General features: G+C 37.4%; 18 protein-coding genes. 12 read left to right on the top strand and 6 right to left on the bottom strand.

Annotation, left to right across the window (positions count from 1 at the left end):
- The first annotated feature begins 48 nt into the window (after window positions 1-48).
- Window positions 49-486 carry a VOC family protein gene (locus H4O18_RS16170; protein WP_187586452.1) on the top strand — a complete coding sequence of 146 codons (438 nt, stop codon included), beginning with the start codon at window positions 49-51 and terminating at the stop codon, window positions 484-486.
- A 123-nt stretch (window positions 487-609) separates the two neighbouring features.
- On the opposite strand, the gene ppnP is transcribed toward H4O18_RS16170, so the two are convergent.
- The 3 genes from ppnP to H4O18_RS16155 form a co-directional block, all read right to left on the bottom strand.
- Entirely contained in the window at window positions 610-891 is a 282-nt protein-coding gene (gene ppnP / locus H4O18_RS16165; protein WP_187586450.1) for a pyrimidine/purine nucleoside phosphorylase, read from the bottom strand.
- A 193-nt stretch (window positions 892-1,084) separates the two neighbouring features.
- Window positions 1,085-2,263 carry a sensor histidine kinase gene (locus H4O18_RS22510; RefSeq protein ID WP_222942440.1) on the bottom strand — a complete coding sequence of 393 codons (1,179 nt, stop codon included), beginning with the start codon at window positions 2,261-2,263 and terminating at the stop codon, window positions 1,085-1,087.
- A 25-nt stretch (window positions 2,264-2,288) separates the two neighbouring features.
- Window positions 2,289-3,098 carry an alpha/beta fold hydrolase gene (locus H4O18_RS16155; protein WP_281387357.1) on the bottom strand — a complete coding sequence of 270 codons (810 nt, stop codon included), beginning with the start codon at window positions 3,096-3,098 and terminating at the stop codon, window positions 2,289-2,291.
- On the opposite strand from H4O18_RS16155, the gene H4O18_RS22400 reads away from it, so the two are divergent.
- The 11 genes from H4O18_RS22400 to H4O18_RS16105 all read left to right on the top strand — a co-directional run bounded on the left by H4O18_RS22400 (window position 3,097) and on the right by H4O18_RS16105 (window position 12,232).
- A complete protein-coding gene (locus H4O18_RS22400; RefSeq protein WP_281387356.1) occupies window positions 3,097-3,228 on the top strand; it encodes a hypothetical protein in 132 nt (43 codons plus the stop codon). The genes H4O18_RS16155 and H4O18_RS22400 overlap by 2 nt on opposite strands.
- Window positions 3,229-3,570: 342 nt before the next feature.
- A complete protein-coding gene (locus H4O18_RS16150; protein WP_187586444.1) occupies window positions 3,571-4,485 on the top strand; it encodes a DUF3667 domain-containing protein in 915 nt (304 codons plus the stop codon).
- Between the two features lie 129 nt (window positions 4,486-4,614).
- Entirely contained in the window at window positions 4,615-5,331 is a 717-nt protein-coding gene (locus H4O18_RS16145; protein ID WP_187586442.1) for an SGNH/GDSL hydrolase family protein, read from the top strand.
- Window positions 5,332-5,702: 371 nt separating this feature from the next.
- Window positions 5,703-6,668 carry a hypothetical protein gene (locus H4O18_RS16140; protein WP_187586440.1) on the top strand — a complete coding sequence of 322 codons (966 nt, stop codon included), beginning with the start codon at window positions 5,703-5,705 and terminating at the stop codon, window positions 6,666-6,668.
- Between the two features lie 18 nt (window positions 6,669-6,686).
- Entirely contained in the window at window positions 6,687-7,661 is a 975-nt protein-coding gene (locus H4O18_RS16135) for a nucleoside hydrolase (protein ID WP_187586438.1), read from the top strand.
- A gap of 15 nt (window positions 7,662-7,676) precedes the next feature.
- Entirely contained in the window at window positions 7,677-8,024 is a 348-nt protein-coding gene (locus tag H4O18_RS16130) for a VOC family protein (RefSeq protein ID WP_187586436.1), read from the top strand.
- 406 nt (window positions 8,025-8,430) lie between these two features.
- Window positions 8,431-9,234 (top strand): helix-turn-helix domain-containing protein, encoded by an 804-nt coding sequence (locus H4O18_RS16125; protein ID WP_187586434.1) that lies wholly within the window; start codon window positions 8,431-8,433, stop codon window positions 9,232-9,234.
- 87 nt (window positions 9,235-9,321) lie between these two features.
- Entirely contained in the window at window positions 9,322-9,867 is a 546-nt protein-coding gene (locus tag H4O18_RS16120) for a cupin domain-containing protein (protein WP_187586432.1), read from the top strand.
- 473 nt (window positions 9,868-10,340) lie between these two features.
- Window positions 10,341-10,982 (top strand): VTT domain-containing protein, encoded by a 642-nt coding sequence (locus H4O18_RS16115; protein ID WP_187586430.1) that lies wholly within the window; start codon window positions 10,341-10,343, stop codon window positions 10,980-10,982.
- Window positions 10,983-10,996: 14 nt separating this feature from the next.
- On the top strand, window positions 10,997-11,452 hold the full coding sequence (locus H4O18_RS16110) for an SRPBCC family protein (protein ID WP_187586428.1): 456 nt from the start codon (window positions 10,997-10,999) through the stop codon (window positions 11,450-11,452).
- A gap of 156 nt (window positions 11,453-11,608) precedes the next feature.
- Entirely contained in the window at window positions 11,609-12,232 is a 624-nt protein-coding gene (locus H4O18_RS16105; protein WP_187586426.1) for a hypothetical protein, read from the top strand.
- Between the two features lie 97 nt (window positions 12,233-12,329).
- On the opposite strand, the gene H4O18_RS16100 is transcribed toward H4O18_RS16105, so the two are convergent.
- From H4O18_RS16100 to H4O18_RS16090, 3 genes are all read right to left on the bottom strand, one after another.
- Complete coding sequence (locus H4O18_RS16100) at window positions 12,330-13,550, bottom strand: hypothetical protein (RefSeq protein WP_187586424.1); 1,221 nt, start codon at window positions 13,548-13,550, stop codon at window positions 12,330-12,332.
- A 207-nt stretch (window positions 13,551-13,757) separates the two neighbouring features.
- Complete coding sequence (locus tag H4O18_RS16095) at window positions 13,758-14,942, bottom strand: M20 metallopeptidase family protein (RefSeq protein WP_187586422.1); 1,185 nt, start codon at window positions 14,940-14,942, stop codon at window positions 13,758-13,760.
- 485 nt (window positions 14,943-15,427) lie between these two features.
- The gene (locus H4O18_RS16090) at window positions 15,428-15,826 is read right to left on the bottom strand and encodes an endonuclease domain-containing protein (protein WP_246474342.1); all 399 of its coding nucleotides are present in this window, start codon (window positions 15,824-15,826) and stop codon (window positions 15,428-15,430) included.
- Between the last annotated feature and the right edge of the window lie 732 nt (window positions 15,827-16,558).

Raw genomic sequence — 16,558 nt, 5'->3', positions numbered from 1 at the left:
CGATGCGAATAATTCGTTATCTTACATACAAGATTAAAATGAATATTTATGAGCCAAAGAAAAACATTTCTCCAAGACAATTTCAACGGACTGCAGCACCTTGGACTACCTGTTTCCAACTTAAAGGCTTCTTTGGAATTTTACGAATCCCTGGGTTTTAAGAGGATCATGGATTCCCATGTAGATGTTCCGGAAGAGAACGACACCATACTTGTGGCAATGATGGAACAAAGGGGAGTGATCATTGAGCTATACCAGGTTACCAAAAACGACCTTTTGGAATTAAAATCGCGCAAAGATGGCCATGTGGACCACATAGCTTTTGATGTGGCCGATGTTGAAAAAGCATTTCACGAACTTAAAGAGGCGGGTTTTACAATGGTAGAGGAAAAGCCTGTATTCCTAAATTTTTGGGAAAAGGGGTGTAAATATTTTGCTATACGAGGACTGGATGGCGAAAAACTGGAATTTAACCAGATTATGTAAAGCCATTGAAACTTGCTAATAAACCAAGACCGACCCCCAATAACCATTAATTAAAATAGTCATAAGAGACTAGTAATTTTTACTGATCTATTAGCCTATTAACTTAAAATCAGAAAATTTCCTTTATTCGTATTGACACAAATAGGATGTTTGCCCTACCGATTTTACCTTAAAAGAAGTATTGGCCCCCACTTTAAAAGAAGTGCCAGTCTTAAACGATTTCCATTCGGATTCGCCTGGCAACAAGGCTATTAATTCCCCTTCGACGACAATCATGGTTTCCTTGGCAGAGGTTCCAAATTCATACTCTCCTGGTTCCATTACACCAATGGTAGATTTTCCAGTAGCAGAAGTGTAACCTAAGGATTTTACTGTCCCATCAAAATATGCGTTGCTCGTGATCATAAGTTTTCCTTTAATGTAAGGCCGCAAATATAAAGAAAGGAAGTTCAGAATTGTGATATTCATGCCCTTATTAGGTTCAATATCATTATTTATTTAAATAATAAAATAAATTTCTTTAGAACTTATATATATTCAAAAAAAATGGATTTAGAGTTATAAATTCATAACGCCTTGTATAAGGGTTCATTATTACTCATGATAAGTAGGGTAGTAAAATTGTAAATTGCGACCCTCCCCCAGCAATGTCCTTTATTAAAATATGACCATAGTGAAGATCAACTATCTTTTTACAATAAGCCAGTCCCAAGCCTGTGCCACTTCCGACATGAAATTTTTGTAGAAGTCCAAAAATTTTATCTTGATCGTTAATCGGAAATCCTTGGGAATTGTCCTTAATCCGTATTTGGATAAAGTCCGTATACCTGTAGGCGTCTTGTACAGTCTTATAATAATTATCCTTGATCAAGTCTGATGAAATTTCGATGTACAAGGGTTTCCCTTGGGTTCGGAATTGGTATGCGTTGGCCAATAATTCCTTCAATACCCATGTCAGTCTTGGTATATCTCCACGGACATCCTTTACCCTCAAGTGGGTCAAATCTGGCTGAATCTCCGGGATACTCAGCTTTGAGATGGCCGCTTGAATCATTTCTTCCAAGTTGCCCGTGGTGAAGTTGTTAATCCTACTTTCCAAGGAATGATAGTGCTGTAACCGCATCAATAAGTCACGCGAATATTCTGAAAGACCCTGAAGTTTCTTAAGATAGGATCCAAATTCTTCCCCAACTCCCTCTTTCTCAGTCTTCCCTTCAAGGAGACCTGCAAATAGTTGTATTTTACGCAAAGGTTCCTGCATATCATGGGCAAGTACTTTATTAAATTCCACATGCTCCTTATTAATACGTTTTAATTCCCGTAATTGTTGTTCCAGTAATTCCTGGTGCCTTTCCAACTCGGCCTTCATTTTCAACAACACATCGTTCTCCTTAAGTGCCTTTTCTGCTGCTTGCTTGGCCTCAAGAATTCCTTTCTCGTACTTATTGCGTTTAGCCATATGAAGACCTACGGCATCTACCGTCGGAGTGTCCGAATTACCCGATAGGACCATATTCATAAGAACTGGATATTCCTTGCCAGATTTGGAACTTAAGGACAGGAACATTTCATCTACCTTACCCTGCATCAATAACATTGGCAAAAAATGGGTCTTATAAAAAATCCGGCTACCACCAGTAAGTAAGTCTTCAAAGCGGAGGCGACCAATGACTTCCAATTCATCATATTCCAAATGACTAAGCATCAACTGGTTTATGTGTGCTAGATTACCATCTACCGAAAAAGAAAAAATATAGCACGGGGGTTTAAAATTCACAGATTCATTTAATTCAATCGTTCAACTAGGCAGAAATATTTTCTTTTTGTAAATATTGCTTTATGTATTTAATCGTTTCTTCGGGATCACTCATATGTGGGCAATGTCCAGTAGCCTTCATATGATATATTTCAGAGTGCCTTAGATTATCCTGAACATATGCGCCCACCTTGTCACTGGCAATATCATCTTCGGTACACTGAAGAATGAGGCTAGGAACCTTTACCTTAGGAAGATCTTTCCTATTATCCGAAAAAAAAGTGACTTTGGCAAAATTTCCCGTTATTTCTTTATCCATAGAACAAAAACTTTCTCCAAGCTCCTGAACCAGTTCCGGTCTTTCTGTATTTTTCATAACCACGGGCGCCAAAAAACTAGCCCAGCCAACATAATTGTTTTCCATGACCTCCATAAGTTCTAGTAAATCCTTTTCCTCAAAGCCTCCTGTATAGCCAGGCTTATTAATATAACAAGGGGAAGGACACACCAGAATCAATGAACGGAACAATTCCGGTTGTTGAATTGAGGCCAACATGCCAATCATGGAACTTACGGAATGCCCCACCAAGATAACATTTTCTAGGCTTAGTGTATTGCAAATTTCTAGAACATCTTGTGCATAACCATGAAGAGAGCCGTAACGATCCTCATTATATTGGCCGATATCGGATTTACCACAGCCCACATAATCAAACAAAACCAATTTATAATCCTCTTCAAAAGCTGGGGTAATATATCTCCACATAACCTGATCGCATCCAAAGCCATGGGCAAACATGATAACCTGACTTCCCTTTCCAATAATATTTACATTATTCCTTTTTAAAACATCCATGTTCAATTTTTTTTTAAAGATAGAAAAAAGTGTAAATATTTTATTGCAATTCGAGGGAGGAGCCCACATCTTAAAAAATAATCAGGAATTAGCTTCTATCTCCATAGCTGCTTTTGATGGTACTACATAAAAACCCGACCATCACCTCAACCTATATGGGTAAAGTTTTTGTTCAAATATAAAAATGTCCGATCATTGGTAGAGATACTTAAGATAATGATTAAAGTTGACACAGTACTGGGGAGTCATGTTTTACTGTAGAATTCTAAGCTAATATTGCCCATGAAATCTTTCTGGGAAATGATGTAAATTTGGTAAAACCAGCGGGTATAATGTATAGGCTAATTTAGAACTGGGGATTACAACTTTCCCAAACTGTTAGGTCCAAACCAGATAGAGCCAACTATTGTTCATTTCGCAGTGTTCCATTTTGTCCATATGGCCAATCACCTAAAACAAAAGACCTTTTAAAATGACCGAGCGAAACAAAATTAATTCCGAAGAGACCTTAGAAAAACTGGAAAATGCCGAATGTAAGAACTGTAAAACACAATTTACAGGTAAATACTGTCCTAATTGCGGTCAGTCTGTATACGAATTTGAAAAACCCTTTCGTTTTTTAATTGTTGATCTTGTAGGAAATATTTTTGCCTTTGATACCAGGATATGGAAATCCATGTCATCTTTAATCTTCCGTCCCGGAAAATTCGTAGAAGAATATTTAAGTGGTTATCGGGCAAGGTATATGTCACCGTTTAGGCTTTATATATTTATGAGCTTCATATTCTTTTTGTTATTGTCTATCTATGCTGGAAGAAAAATTCAAATTAGTGAAATAGACAAACAGGAAATAAACCTATCTATTGATAAACAGGTCAACCACAATAATACTTCTGCCGATTCCTTAGGTACCAACCAATTAAATTTTGGCAATACACCCATTGCACCTGAGAAATTGTCCAATGCCCTAAGAAAGGTCTTAAATAATCCTAAAATGTATATGGATAGCTTCCTTAAATTCGTTTCGTGGTCCCTATTCTTTCTTATGCCCGTTTACGCATTCTTCCTGTGGATGATATTTAGAAAAAGCAAAAAATATTATTATAGTCACCTGGTCCTAGCCATAAATCAACACACTTTCGTTTTCCTATTGTTTATCGTAATCATTTGTCTCAAACTTATATTCCCCATTCGTACTTATTATCCGGAAAATTACTTAATGGCATCCATACCTATTTACCTATTTTTCGGAAAATTACACCTCTACAAACGTAGCTGGTTAAAGACTCTTTTAAGAATGCTTGCCATTCTTCTGCTATATGGAATCACTCTGTGCATTACTTTATTTTTAATTTGGTCTTTTTGGGTAAAAATGGAGCTACTATAATTTTTATTTATAAGAAATGTATCCATTAATAAAAAGATATCCTAAACCAATGACGCCATTGCTCAAACCTTTTCAACATGGTTTTGTGTGGCTTTAAACCTCTTTGTAACCCTTTTGAGAACAAACGAAATGAAAAAAATAAAATTCACCATAGTAATAACATTACTATTTTCCTGGTTTACAAATGCTCAAAACAAGATTGCCACTCCTTCAGATTATTTAAAGGATATTAAAGAACAACTTGATAAAAAATGGCCGGAAAATAGAACGATAAATTTAGTTTTTCACGGGCATTCGGTTCCGGCAGGATATTTTAGGACACCTGATGTCAATACCTTGGACTCCTATCCATTTCAACTACTAAAAAGAATTAAAGAACAATATCCATTTGCAGTGGTCAACATTATAAATACCTCCATTGGTGGTGAAAATTCAGTAAGCGGAGCCCAACGGTTTGAGTCCGAAGTCCTAAACCATAAACCTGACGTTCTTTTCTTGGATTATGCCTTAAACGATACAGGGGTTGGACTTGCAATATCATATGACGCATGGAACAAAATGATTAGTAAAGCTTTAAAAAAAGGAATTAAAATAATTCTTTTAACGCCTTCCCCCGACCAAAGAATAAACATTATGGAAACCAATAATGTTTTGGAACAGCACAAAAATCAAATTAGGCAATTAGCCGAGGAGAACGGTGTTGGTCTTGTGGACAGCTACCTCCTGTTTCAAGAGAAAATTATAGAAGGAGATAGCATTTCAAAATTTATGTCTCAGGTAAACCATCCAAATGCAGATGGGCATCAAATCATTGCGAATGGGATTTTTAATTATTTCCAAAAATAAGCTCTACATGATCTAAATTACATGGAAGCAATAAGGGATATTGATTAGTGGAGGGAGTACCAATATGAGAAGCATTTTCATTTCCAAGAACCAATCATAAATAAGTTATCGTAGAATGGCATTATTTAATTTGCATATGGAATATAGAGCTGTCATAAAAAATAGATTTCACAACACCTTTTAAATTAAGCTTTTAACATTTGCTTTTTACTGATTTCATTCGTATTTTGTTTCAACAAATTCCCCCTCCAAAACTCCCTCCGGTCAAAAGATTCCCCAAAGTATAGATTTGAACATACCTTGGCGTGCTGTTCATATTATGAAATGCCCGCTAGAGTTTTACACTATATACATTGGAAAAAACTACAACTATGAAAGCACTACAACCCTTCTTTAAAACCCACGGAAATACAGTTAAAATATTAATTATTTCAGCGTTTATACTGCACAGTTGTGGCCCGGATAAAAAAGCTAACACAGACGAAAAATTAGTTGCCAAAAAGGATAGCATTGTCCAGATCACAACAACGGTTATGGACTTTAAAAGCCCCGATACAATTCCATATGGCTGGAATACTTTTAATTATCAAAACAAATCTACAGAAACACATTTCTTTTTACTGGACAAATATCCCGAAGGCAAGACGATCCAAGACACAAAAAATGAAGTCTTTCCACCCTTCGACAAGGGAATGGATTTAATTAATGAAGGAAAAACAGAAGCAGGTTATGCCGAATTCAACAATCTACCCGCATGGTTTTTTGAAGTAGTATTTTCAGGAGGATCTGGACTGGTTTCACCAAATAAGAACAGTACTACTACAGTTAAATTGGAACCTGGATATTACATTTTGGAGTGTTACGTAAAAATGCCCAATGGAAAATTTCATTCCTCGATGGGCATGGCAAAACCAATCATTGTATCTAATGAAAAAAGTACCATTTCGCCTCCTTCTCCTACTACAATTATTACTATTTCCAGTACTGAAGGCATTAACTATAGTGGATCCATTACAAAAGGTCCACAAGTCTTTTCCGTAGAATTTAAAGACCAAGTTGTACATGAAAATTTTGTAGGACATGATGTAAATTTGGTTAAATTAGCGGATACCACCAATCTTGAGGCTCTTGAAAGTTGGATGAATTGGGCCGATCCCAAAGGACTTATCACCCCCGCCCCAGAAGGCGTTACTTTTTTGGGAGGCGTTAATGATAGTCCTGCCGGTAGCATTGGTTATTTCAAAGTGGATCTTGAACCAGGTTTTTACGCCTTTATCTCAGAAGTGCCCAATACTATGAAAAAAGGGATGTTAAAAACGTTTTCAGTCCAAGAATAATTCATCCCATAATCATTTATGAAAACAATACTTTGGCTTCCCCTGATCTTACTAACTATCCATTGTACCGCTCAAACCAAGGTTATTCTGGATACGGACATTGATTCCGATGTTGATGATGTACAAGCTTTGGCCATGTTGCATTCCTATCAGAAACTGGGAAAAATAGATTTAATTGGGGTGATAGTCACCAGTTCCGACAATTATTCTTATCAATGTGTAGACGCCATAAACACCTTTTACAACCAGGCGGATATCCCGATTGGCTTTTTGAAACAACAGGATAATCTCGCTAATTTTTCCAAATACACCAGGCAGATTAGTGAAGAATTTCCACACGCCATAACTTCAATAGATCAAACCACTGAAGCTGCGGAACTATACCGAAAGCTTCTACACGAAAGCAAGGACAATTCAGTTGTTATAGTTACCATTGGGCATTTGACCAGTCTTCAAAATTTGTTGAAATCTGAAGGCGATGAAATTTCCCCATTGAAAGGAAAAGAACTCGTGAACAAAAAAGTAAAAAAATGGCTTTGTATGGGCGGAACATATCCAAAGGGCTTGGAAGCCAATTTTCATCGCCCAGATCCGGCCTCCACGGTGTATTGCCTTGACAATTGGGAAAAGGAAGTTATTTTTTGCGGCTGGGAATTGGGAAATCAAATTATTACAGGCGGAGATTATTTAAAGTCGAAATTAAACACCTCCAATCCTGTATACCGAAGCTATGAACTTTATAACAATTTCACTGGCCGACCTGCCTGGGACCAAGCATCGGTAATACTTTTGGATAAGGATACAAGTTCCCAGTTTTTCAACCTCAACACCAATGGTTGTGTTTCCGTAAAGAAAGATGGGAGTAACGAATGGCATTTTGGTCAAAGCAAAGAAGGTAAAAATCACGCTCATATTTCCATCAAGGAAAATATAAATCCGGAGGTCATTGCCAAAACCATGGATAATCTAATTCTGCAACTAGAGTCCAATTAAAAACTACTCCCTTAAATGAAAGCCAAAGACAAGCATATCAACTATATAGAATTCAAAGCAAAGGACCTCGAAGAAATAAAGAAGTTCTATGAAACCTCCTTTGATTGGAACTTTACAGATTATGGACCCACTTATGTAGCTTTCTCCAACAGTGGAATTGAAGGTGGATTTGAAAAGACAAATAATGAAATTGAAAATGGTGCATTGGCTATATTATACCATAGTAGTCTTGACACCATAAAAAATAAAATTGTGGAAAGTGGGGATGAAATTTCCAAAGATATCTTTTCCTTTCCTGGCGGACGAAGATTCCATTTTAAAGACCCTTCCGGAAACGAACTTGGCGTATGGTCGGATCAGTAGTAATTTAAGGTGAAATATATTTAAAATGAAAGTCACAGGAATGATTATCAATTAATTAAAGATAATATTTTTGTCTCCCGGAGCGCTGTCGAGAGGTTTTTGACAATTAAATCTAAAATTAGGTCTCTCCCGATAACCATCGGGATGCGCATACCTGAGGAAGGCAGGCTAAACCAGACAACATAACCCTATTCAACGCATTAGAAATTAAAAACCATTAGAACTCGCGTTACTCCATCATCGCCATTCTACTAATATACTGTCCTGCACGGAAGATTCCAAGCAAATATCATATACCAACCTTGCTAATCCCCTAAAGTTTTTGCATATTTATATAACGCATTTTCCATCCGAAAATCGTTGCGGCCCAACTAATACCAATATAAAACGAACTGCACTTTTATCTATGGATCCAGAAGCCATAAAAATATCGAGAATAGCAAACAAAACCACTTCCAAAAAAAAGGAGGGGTACTATTCGGTTTTCTGGATTCAAAACGGAGTAAAATCACTTGAAATAGACAAGGTTTTGTACAGAAATGTGTCAAATTCAATTTTCTTTCTTCACCCTAGTATCGAATGGAAATTATTAAAGGAAAATTCGGACTCATCCTCTGGCTATATTTTGTATTTATCCCAAGAGATATTGGACAACCCGTTGTTAAGCAAACTCCACATTAATGAAATAAGGCTATTTGCTTCAGATGCAATTCCTAAAATAAATCTCTCCCCTGGCATAGAAAAAAGGATCCAGTCTATTTTGGAAATGCTGGACGAGCTGATTGGATCGGAACTTAACCATAAGGACGACGCTATAATATCCTTATTGAATACCATTTTTGTCTATTGTGACGGCCAATGCAACATTAAATCGGTCATATCGGAAAACAACTCAAAAAAGGCACTCGTTTATAAATTTAAAAAACTGGTAGACAAACGCTTTTCCGTGAACCATAAAGTCTGCGACTATGCGGAGATGCTCAACGTATCCGACAACTACTTAAATGAATGTATAAAGGAAACCATTGGGGTAAACGCCAAGGCCATTATTACCGAGAAAAGAATAATGAGCTCTCGCCACCAATTAAAATTTACGGATAAAACCATCAAAGAAATCTGTTACGAACTGGGCTTCTCCTCTCCAGATTATTTTAGCTATTTTTTTAAAAAACACACTGGGATTACCCCATCCATGCTTAGAGAAAACTAAAAGTTGCAAAATCTAAGGATATACCCTGTTTTTCACATTCCATTGCTTTAAGTATTAGCCTAATTTGCTATTTCTAAAAACAATATTATGGACAGGAAGAAATTTTTAAAAGCATCTGGAATAGGGTTGGGAATTGCATTGGTACCAGGAATGATACAATGTCAGTCGGTCTCAGCAAACAATGACTATTCAGATAAAACGGAACCCAAGATTATTAAGGACGAGGAAGGAAATGTTCTAAATGTAATAGGGGATATACAGACCCATAAATTAGTGGGTAGCGAAACGGGAAGCCAGATCGTGGAATGGGTGGATAACGTGGGCCCGGGAGTAGGTATACCGCCGCACATCCACACTAAGGAAGATGAAATATTTAGGGTAATTAAAGGACAGGTCGAAATAATGGTCGATGGGGAAACCACGCTTTTAAATGAAGGTGATGTGGCCTTTGCCCCAAAAAACATCCCACATTCCTGGACAGTTGTAGGCACGGAAAATGCCAAAATGATTACCTCTGCCTTTCCGGCCGGGATAGAACATATGTTCACTGAATTATCCCAACTACCACCTGGCCCACCAGACTTTCAAAAGGTAGCGGAGATTTGCGCAAAACAAGGTATTACCTTTGTTTAATTTTAGAATAATACAGAATTAAGGTCCAATAGTACTTTCTTAGATACTTGCAGCAAAGGGCGAAAAACCCGATTTTTATATTCATAAAAAACGTAGTCACATCTTGTATTGTGTGACTACGTTTTTTTATAATCAATTCCTCCCTGGTTTTTGCCAAATATTTCACCTTAAGGCTGTTTATCTAGCATGCCCCAACAAATTTAAATTAGTTTAACAATAAAAAAACAAGAACAGTTTCTTAAACCTTACTTAATATTTAATAAGGACCACATCTTATCATAGGAGATATTACGTACATTTAATAAACTATTTTTACAATGGAAAATCTACCTTTTGCCAAAACACAAATACCACAACATTGTTGCCGTGCCAATATTAAGGCATCAATCTTACCCTAAATACAAGACGAAGTACCTCCTTACCGCATTATTTCCAACTGAAATAATTAAGGGATTCTAAATAATTAAATTACAATGGACAAGTTATTCGAAATAATATTGCATACCGATGATGCTTTATTGGCCTTGGTGGCCAATAATGTTTTTTACGCCTATGTTCTACTTTTTTTTATCATTATGCTCGAGACCGGCCTTATCGTCTTTCCTTTTTTGCCTGGGGATGGATTATTGTTTTCTGCCGGAGTAGTTGCCGCTTCGACCAACCTAAACATTTGGATTTTGCTGGTAATTCTTATAATAGCCGCCATTATCGGAAACCTTCTAAATTTTATCACTGGAAAATATTTGGGTGAAAAATTGGAACGCAGCGAAAATTATTTTCTAAAAAACTACTTGTTGAAACATCTGCCAAAAGCCCAGAAATTTTATGATAAACACGGGGGAAGGGCCATAATTGTTGGACGTTTTTTCCCAATTATTAGAACCTATATTCCATTTTTGGCCGGTATGGTCTATATGGAACGCCGTTTATTTTTAAAGAATACTGTTTTAGGGGCTATTTTATGGATAAGCCTTTTTTTATTGACAGGTTTTTTTGTTGGTGAAATTACTTGGGTCAAGAATAATTATGGACTAATCTTCCTCTCTTTAATATTAATTACAACGCTGCCCCTCGTATTTTCATTATTATTAAGAAAGAAATCAAATTCTAATTAATACATTTAGTACACATGGGATTTTATCAATTTAAAAAAACACAAGAAATTAATGCCAGTCTTGAAGAAGTATGGAATTTTATTGCCAACCCTACCAATCTAAAAAAGATAACCCCGGATTATATGGGCTTTGATATTACTTCAGCAGATATTCCCACAACAATGTATGCAGGCATGATTATAAGCTACAAGGTCTCTCCCTTATTAGGGATTAAAACTACTTGGGTCACAGAAATTACGCACTTAAAAGAAAATAGCTATTTCGTGGATGAACAAAGAGTAGGTCCATATAAGATTTGGCATCATCAGCATATTATAGAATCTAGATCCAACGGGACTTTAATGACCGATATTGTTAGCTACCAACCTCCATTGGGCTTCTTGGGGAGTATAGCCAATGAATTGATTATTAAAGCAAAGCTGAACGAAATATTCGATTATAGGACCAAGGCTTTGTATGAAATATTTTAAAAAGTATATATCAATTATTTGGTGAATTAAGCTAAATTTGGGCAAGTCGTCATCATGTTATCTGGTAAAGAAATCTTAGTTAAGATGCTTTGAAATGACCTTTATTCATATTAAATTTTAACTTTCTTCTGTATCATTAATTTAGAATGTAAGCAAATGAATGGCAAGTCCGTTATAAAAATCCAAGAAGGCAAAGTAGGAATGATCGGCTACGGAATGTTATCCTCTTTGGAGAGCCTTGAGGAAATTCTAGGAAGAAAATACCAAGATCCTATCTATTGGATACATCTCAACGGTATGCAGCGCGCTTGGAATTTTGTAGCCCCCAATAACGATCCAAATTTTCCTGCAGAATATATAAAATATGAGTCCTTTTATCTTAAAAATAACAATGCCATACCTTACGAAAAGTCTATTTTTCTAAATATTATAGAGAATAAGGACATACGATTAAACTGTACCTTGTATTTCTTGACCCATGAGGAATTAGCATTGTTTGATCAATTTGAATTAGGGTATACAAGAATTGATGTCACAGATCGCGTTGAAGAATACTACTTTGAAAACGGTAAAGTCTATGCCTACAAGGCACTGCCGGCATATGAGTATGATGCCATTAATGACGAGGACAAAAGTATTATAGAAAAAGGCTATTTAGATATAGTATTGGCATCCTATGATAACCTGGGAAATGAACACAAACTGGAATTTGAACAATCCACATTACCCCATGACCCCAATTTGGTAGCTCCTGTAGTTCATAGAAAGGTCAGGGAATAAATTGGTTTCAATATAAAATTACCTGCTGGGTTTAAAAACTTAAACCACTATACTTTCCTTAAATATAGCATTCCACAATTATTGGAGTGGACCAATCCTATCCTACAGTGCCCCTATTTTTATCCTTAAAAGTAACAAGAACAAAGTGCAGTGATATCATTAAAAGAAGTACAAATAAATATTCATTAAAAAAATTATCCTTGGCAGGAAAACTGGGAACATACAGCTTAAACGAAACCATATAATTTATTAGGCACAAAGCCAATAAAAGGATTCTATAACGCCAATTCTTAAAGCAATCCAGATACAGACCAGGCCTGGATAGAAGGGTTAAATCCTTTCCAAACAATTGTCCGACCAAAGGCCATATAAAAAAAAGTGGCAATGCAAATAGCCTTGTTTCCCTAGCCAAAGTAGCTGCCATTACAATGGGAGAATTTATCACTAGAGCAACCAGAAAGGCCAATACGTATTTTTTTTCCAAAAGGGTAAATGCCTTTGGCTTCATGGACATATAAAGAAAATAAAGACTGGGACCTAATACCAAGAAAAATGATACTATAGTTTCTACGGAGCTGGAATACGTTCCAAAATTCTCAAAGTAACAACTGAGTCTATTGGCGACCACCTCGGAGGTTTCCTTCCAAATACCGGTTGCCCATAAAAATATCCCCAAATAAATACCGTATAAGGGAAGGGGTAAAAAAAGCAGGAACAATTTTTTTCTTACTGTTGGCGACCACATATTTTTTGATTTCAAACTTAGACCAGAAAATATAATTACCAAGCCGGGCCAAAGAAAAACAGTACTTTCCCTAGCTATGGTGGCCATTAAAAATAATGGGACATAATGCCGCCACTTCTGCTGGATCAAAGCCAATACACTGAGCATGATCAAACAGTACTGAAGCGGCTCATCATAGCTGAAAACCGGAGGGAAAAAAGCGAAAAGAATGGAAAATGTCAAAAAATAGGCAACTTGATTAAATAGTGCCTGACCTTTTGTAGCATTAAGCTTTATTGAAATGATATATATCAATATCCCACTGACAAATAACAATAATAGGTTGACAAGAACAAAAGACTCACCCAAGGTCACCCCAAAAATACCGGATGAACCTTCGATCAACAAAGATGTTAATGGGCGTCTCGCAAAGGGTGCAAATTCCTGATGATATCTAATCTGGGAAGCCAAAAAAACATGGGATAGTTTAGTGTTGTTTTCATTCAGCATACTATCCGACACCGGCAGCATATGAATGGCATAGATCATTAGCACAAACAGAAAACTAATAAAATACTGCAAATAGTTTTTCATAGTATACGCACCGATGGAATGCCTAAAAGTAAACAAAACATTAATTGGTTACCATAAAGCCATTTATTTATTCCACCCATAACTGCAAAAGGCCAGCATTTAGTCCCAACACGAATATCACTCAATAAGAAGAGGTATTTTTCATCCTAGCACAGGGCTTAACTGTAGGCATCCTTGTCGCAAGTATCCATGCTGAAAGATCAATGCCTAAGCAAGAGACTCCAAAGCCAGCCATGCCATTAATCCCCCACCTGTCCCCAAGGCAGATTCATCTATATTAAAGGTTGGGGTATGCAAGCCAGAAGTAATTCCCTTTTCAGTATTCCCCACTCCCAACAAATAAAAGCAGGCTTGGTTTTTTTGGGTGTAGTAAGCAAAATCTTCGGCGGCCATCCATAAATCCAAGTCAACTACATTATCTTCTCCTAGGAACGATATTGCACCTTGTTTCATGGATTTGGTCAAGGCTACATCATTTTTAAGATGTGGATATCCTCTTGGAATATCTACTATACATTCCGCTCCCATCCCTGCTGCAATGGATTTCACCATCTTAGTGAGTTTTTCAATCGCTTCCGTTCTCCACACTTCATCGTAGGTCCTAAAAGTACCTTCAATAGTTACCTTGTCCGGTATTACGTTGTTGGCACCATCCCCAATAATGCGACCAAAGGACAATACGCTGGGAGTCTTAGGCGATGCCATTCTACTGACCACTTGTTGGGCAGCCACAATAATATGGGAAGCAATTAGAATGGGATCTATGCATTCTTCAGGTACAGCTGCATGACCGCCCTTTCCTAATACAGTAATATAAATCTCATCCATACTGGCCATAAACAGTCCAGGCCTAAAACCTACTTTCCCAGCAGGAAGATTTGGCATCACATGCTGACCTAAATGGGGAATTGGGCCCAAGGTCTTATAGGCGGCCTCTTTCATTACCAAGGTAGCCCCACCTGGCATTACTTCCTCACCTGGTTGAAATAATAATTTTACAGTTCCAGAAAATTCATTTCTAAGCTCATATAATATTTTAGCGGTCAGCAACAAAGAGGTCATATGTACATCATGGCCACAGGCATGCATAACCCCCTTATTTTGGGAAGCGTATTCCACCGTATTTTCTTCATGAATGGGTAGGGCATCCATATCCGCCCTTAAAAGGATGGTTTTGCCTTTATTAGTTCCATGAATAGTAGCCAATAAACCTGTTTCAGCCACAGATTCAATAGTGCCGATTCCAATAGCTGTAAGTTGCTGCCGTACATAGGTACAGGTTCCATACTCTTTAAAGGACAGTTCCGGGTGCTGGTGCAGATACCTCCTGATACCTACAAACTCTTGGCTATAGGTTTGTGCAAGCTCTTTTATTTTATCCTTTATATTCATATAACTTCCCGAATAACTTGTATTAAACCACAATATAACAATTAAAATCTGTGCTCAGTGCATCATCCCTTATTCCCCCAATATATCAACCACTTTGCTCCTTCCCTTGACAAGGGAAGGTGGCTTTTGGACCTTTTTATGGGACAAAAGTCGGAAGGGATCCAGCTCTGAACACCAATTGACCCTCCGTTAATCACCCCTTCCGTCCCAATCCACTCAGCCGTGGATTGGTCCACCTTCCCCTTCTAGGGGAAGGAACCCTCTATTCTTTTTTCATTGCTATAATTCTCATGTATTTCCTAAATATAGCAATATCATTAGCACCTTCCCTTGTCAAGGGAAGGTGGCTTTTGGACCTTTTTCAGGGACGAAAGTCGAAAGGGATCCAGCTCTGAACAACAATTGACCCTCCGTTAATCACCCCTTCCGTTCCACTTCACTTCAGGTGAAGCAGAACACCTTCCCCTTCTAGGGGAAGGAGCTTTTTATTCTTTTTTATCATTAAAATTATCCCTTATTTCCTGTAAAACGCTGAGCAAATTTTCAAAAACCATTTTATTTTCAAAACGGATAACCTTGTATCCATTCCTATTCAAATATGCAGTTCTTTTGTCGTCATTTTCGCCTACGATTGCATGATTATGAACCTCTCCATCCAATTCTATTATCAAATTCTCCTCAGAGCAATAAAAGTCCATAATATAAATACCTATAACATGTTGTCTCCTAAATTTCCTGCCATTCAATTTCTTTCCCTTCAATTCGTTCCAAAGAAAGGCTTCTGCTGAAGTCAGGTTTTTTCGAAGCTGAATTCTATTTGTTTTGGTTTCAGGTCTGTTATGTATCTTTTTAGGCTTCATATCCCTCTCAAAAATAATAATCATTGTGCTCCTTCCCTTGACAAGGGAAGGTGACTTTTGGACCTTTCTCTGGGACAAAAGTCGGAAGGGATTCAGCTCTGAACCACAATTGACCCTCCGTTAATCACCCCTTCCGTCCCAATACACTTGAGGTGAAGCAGAACACCTTCCCCTTCTAGGGGAAGGAACCCTCTATTCTTTTTTCATTGCTATAATTCTCATGTATTTCCTAAATATAGCAATATCATTTGCTCCTTCCCTTGACAAGGGAAGGTGGCTTTTGGACCTTTTTATGGGACAAAAGTCGGAAGGGATCCAGCTCTGTACAACAATTGACCCTCCGTTAATCGCCCCTTCCGTTCCACTTCACTTGAGGTGAAGCAGAACACCTTCCCCTAATAGGGGAAGGAACCCTTTATTCTTTTTTCATTGCTATAATTCTCAAGTATTTCCTAAATATAGCAATAACATTTGCTCCTTCCCTTGACAAGGGAAGGTGGCTTTTGGACCTTTTTATGGGACAAAAGTCGGAAGGGATCCAGCTCTGAACAACAATTGACCCTCCGTTAATCACTCCTTCCGTTCCACTTCACTTGAGGTGAAGCAGAACACCTTCCCCTTCTAGGGGGAGGAACCCTTTATTCTTTTTTCATTGCTATAATTCTCAAGTATTTCCTAAATATAGCAATAACATTTGCTCCTTCCCTTGACAAGGGAAGGTGGCTTTTGGACCTTTTTATGGGACAAAAGTCGGAA

The sequence above is a fragment of the Arenibacter arenosicollis genome (assembly GCF_014397245.1).
GTDB classification, from domain to species: Bacteria; Bacteroidota; Bacteroidia; order Flavobacteriales; family Flavobacteriaceae; genus Arenibacter; species Arenibacter arenosicollis.
Note: the sequence above shows the minus strand (reverse complement) of the source record. Positions and strands in the feature narration are given on the sequence as shown.

Excerpts from the sequence above, each read along its gene's own strand:
- H4O18_RS16155 (WP_281387357.1), bottom strand. The coding sequence starts at position 3,098 with ATGGATGTTTTAAAAAGGAATAATGTAAATATTATTGGAAAGGGAAGT.
- H4O18_RS16105 (WP_187586426.1), top strand. The coding sequence starts at position 11,609 with ATGAATGGCAAGTCCGTTATAAAAATCCAAGAAGGCAAAGTAGGAATG.
- H4O18_RS16135 (WP_187586438.1), top strand. The coding sequence starts at position 6,687 with ATGAAAACAATACTTTGGCTTCCCCTGATCTTACTAACTATCCATTGT.
- H4O18_RS16150 (WP_187586444.1), top strand. The coding sequence starts at position 3,571 with ATGACCGAGCGAAACAAAATTAATTCCGAAGAGACCTTAGAAAAACTG.
- H4O18_RS16095 (WP_187586422.1), bottom strand. The coding sequence starts at position 14,942 with ATGAATATAAAGGATAAAATAAAAGAGCTTGCACAAACCTATAGCCAA.
- H4O18_RS16140 (WP_187586440.1), top strand. The coding sequence starts at position 5,703 with ATGAAAGCACTACAACCCTTCTTTAAAACCCACGGAAATACAGTTAAA.
- H4O18_RS22400 (WP_281387356.1), top strand. The coding sequence starts at position 3,097 with ATGTTCAATTTTTTTTTAAAGATAGAAAAAAGTGTAAATATTTTATTG.
- H4O18_RS16125 (WP_187586434.1), top strand. The coding sequence starts at position 8,431 with ATGGATCCAGAAGCCATAAAAATATCGAGAATAGCAAACAAAACCACT.
- H4O18_RS16115 (WP_187586430.1), top strand. The coding sequence starts at position 10,341 with ATGGACAAGTTATTCGAAATAATATTGCATACCGATGATGCTTTATTG.
- H4O18_RS16120 (WP_187586432.1), top strand. The coding sequence starts at position 9,322 with ATGGACAGGAAGAAATTTTTAAAAGCATCTGGAATAGGGTTGGGAATT.
- H4O18_RS16145 (WP_187586442.1), top strand. The coding sequence starts at position 4,615 with ATGAAAAAAATAAAATTCACCATAGTAATAACATTACTATTTTCCTGG.
- H4O18_RS16090 (WP_246474342.1), bottom strand. The coding sequence starts at position 15,826 with ATGATTATTATTTTTGAGAGGGATATGAAGCCTAAAAAGATACATAAC.
- H4O18_RS16130 (WP_187586436.1), top strand. The coding sequence starts at position 7,677 with ATGAAAGCCAAAGACAAGCATATCAACTATATAGAATTCAAAGCAAAG.
- H4O18_RS16110 (WP_187586428.1), top strand. The coding sequence starts at position 10,997 with ATGGGATTTTATCAATTTAAAAAAACACAAGAAATTAATGCCAGTCTT.
- ppnP (WP_187586450.1), bottom strand. The coding sequence starts at position 891 with ATGATCACGAGCAACGCATATTTTGATGGGACAGTAAAATCCTTAGGT.
- H4O18_RS16170 (WP_187586452.1), top strand. The coding sequence starts at position 49 with ATGAGCCAAAGAAAAACATTTCTCCAAGACAATTTCAACGGACTGCAG.
- H4O18_RS16100 (WP_187586424.1), bottom strand. The coding sequence starts at position 13,550 with ATGAAAAACTATTTGCAGTATTTTATTAGTTTTCTGTTTGTGCTAATG.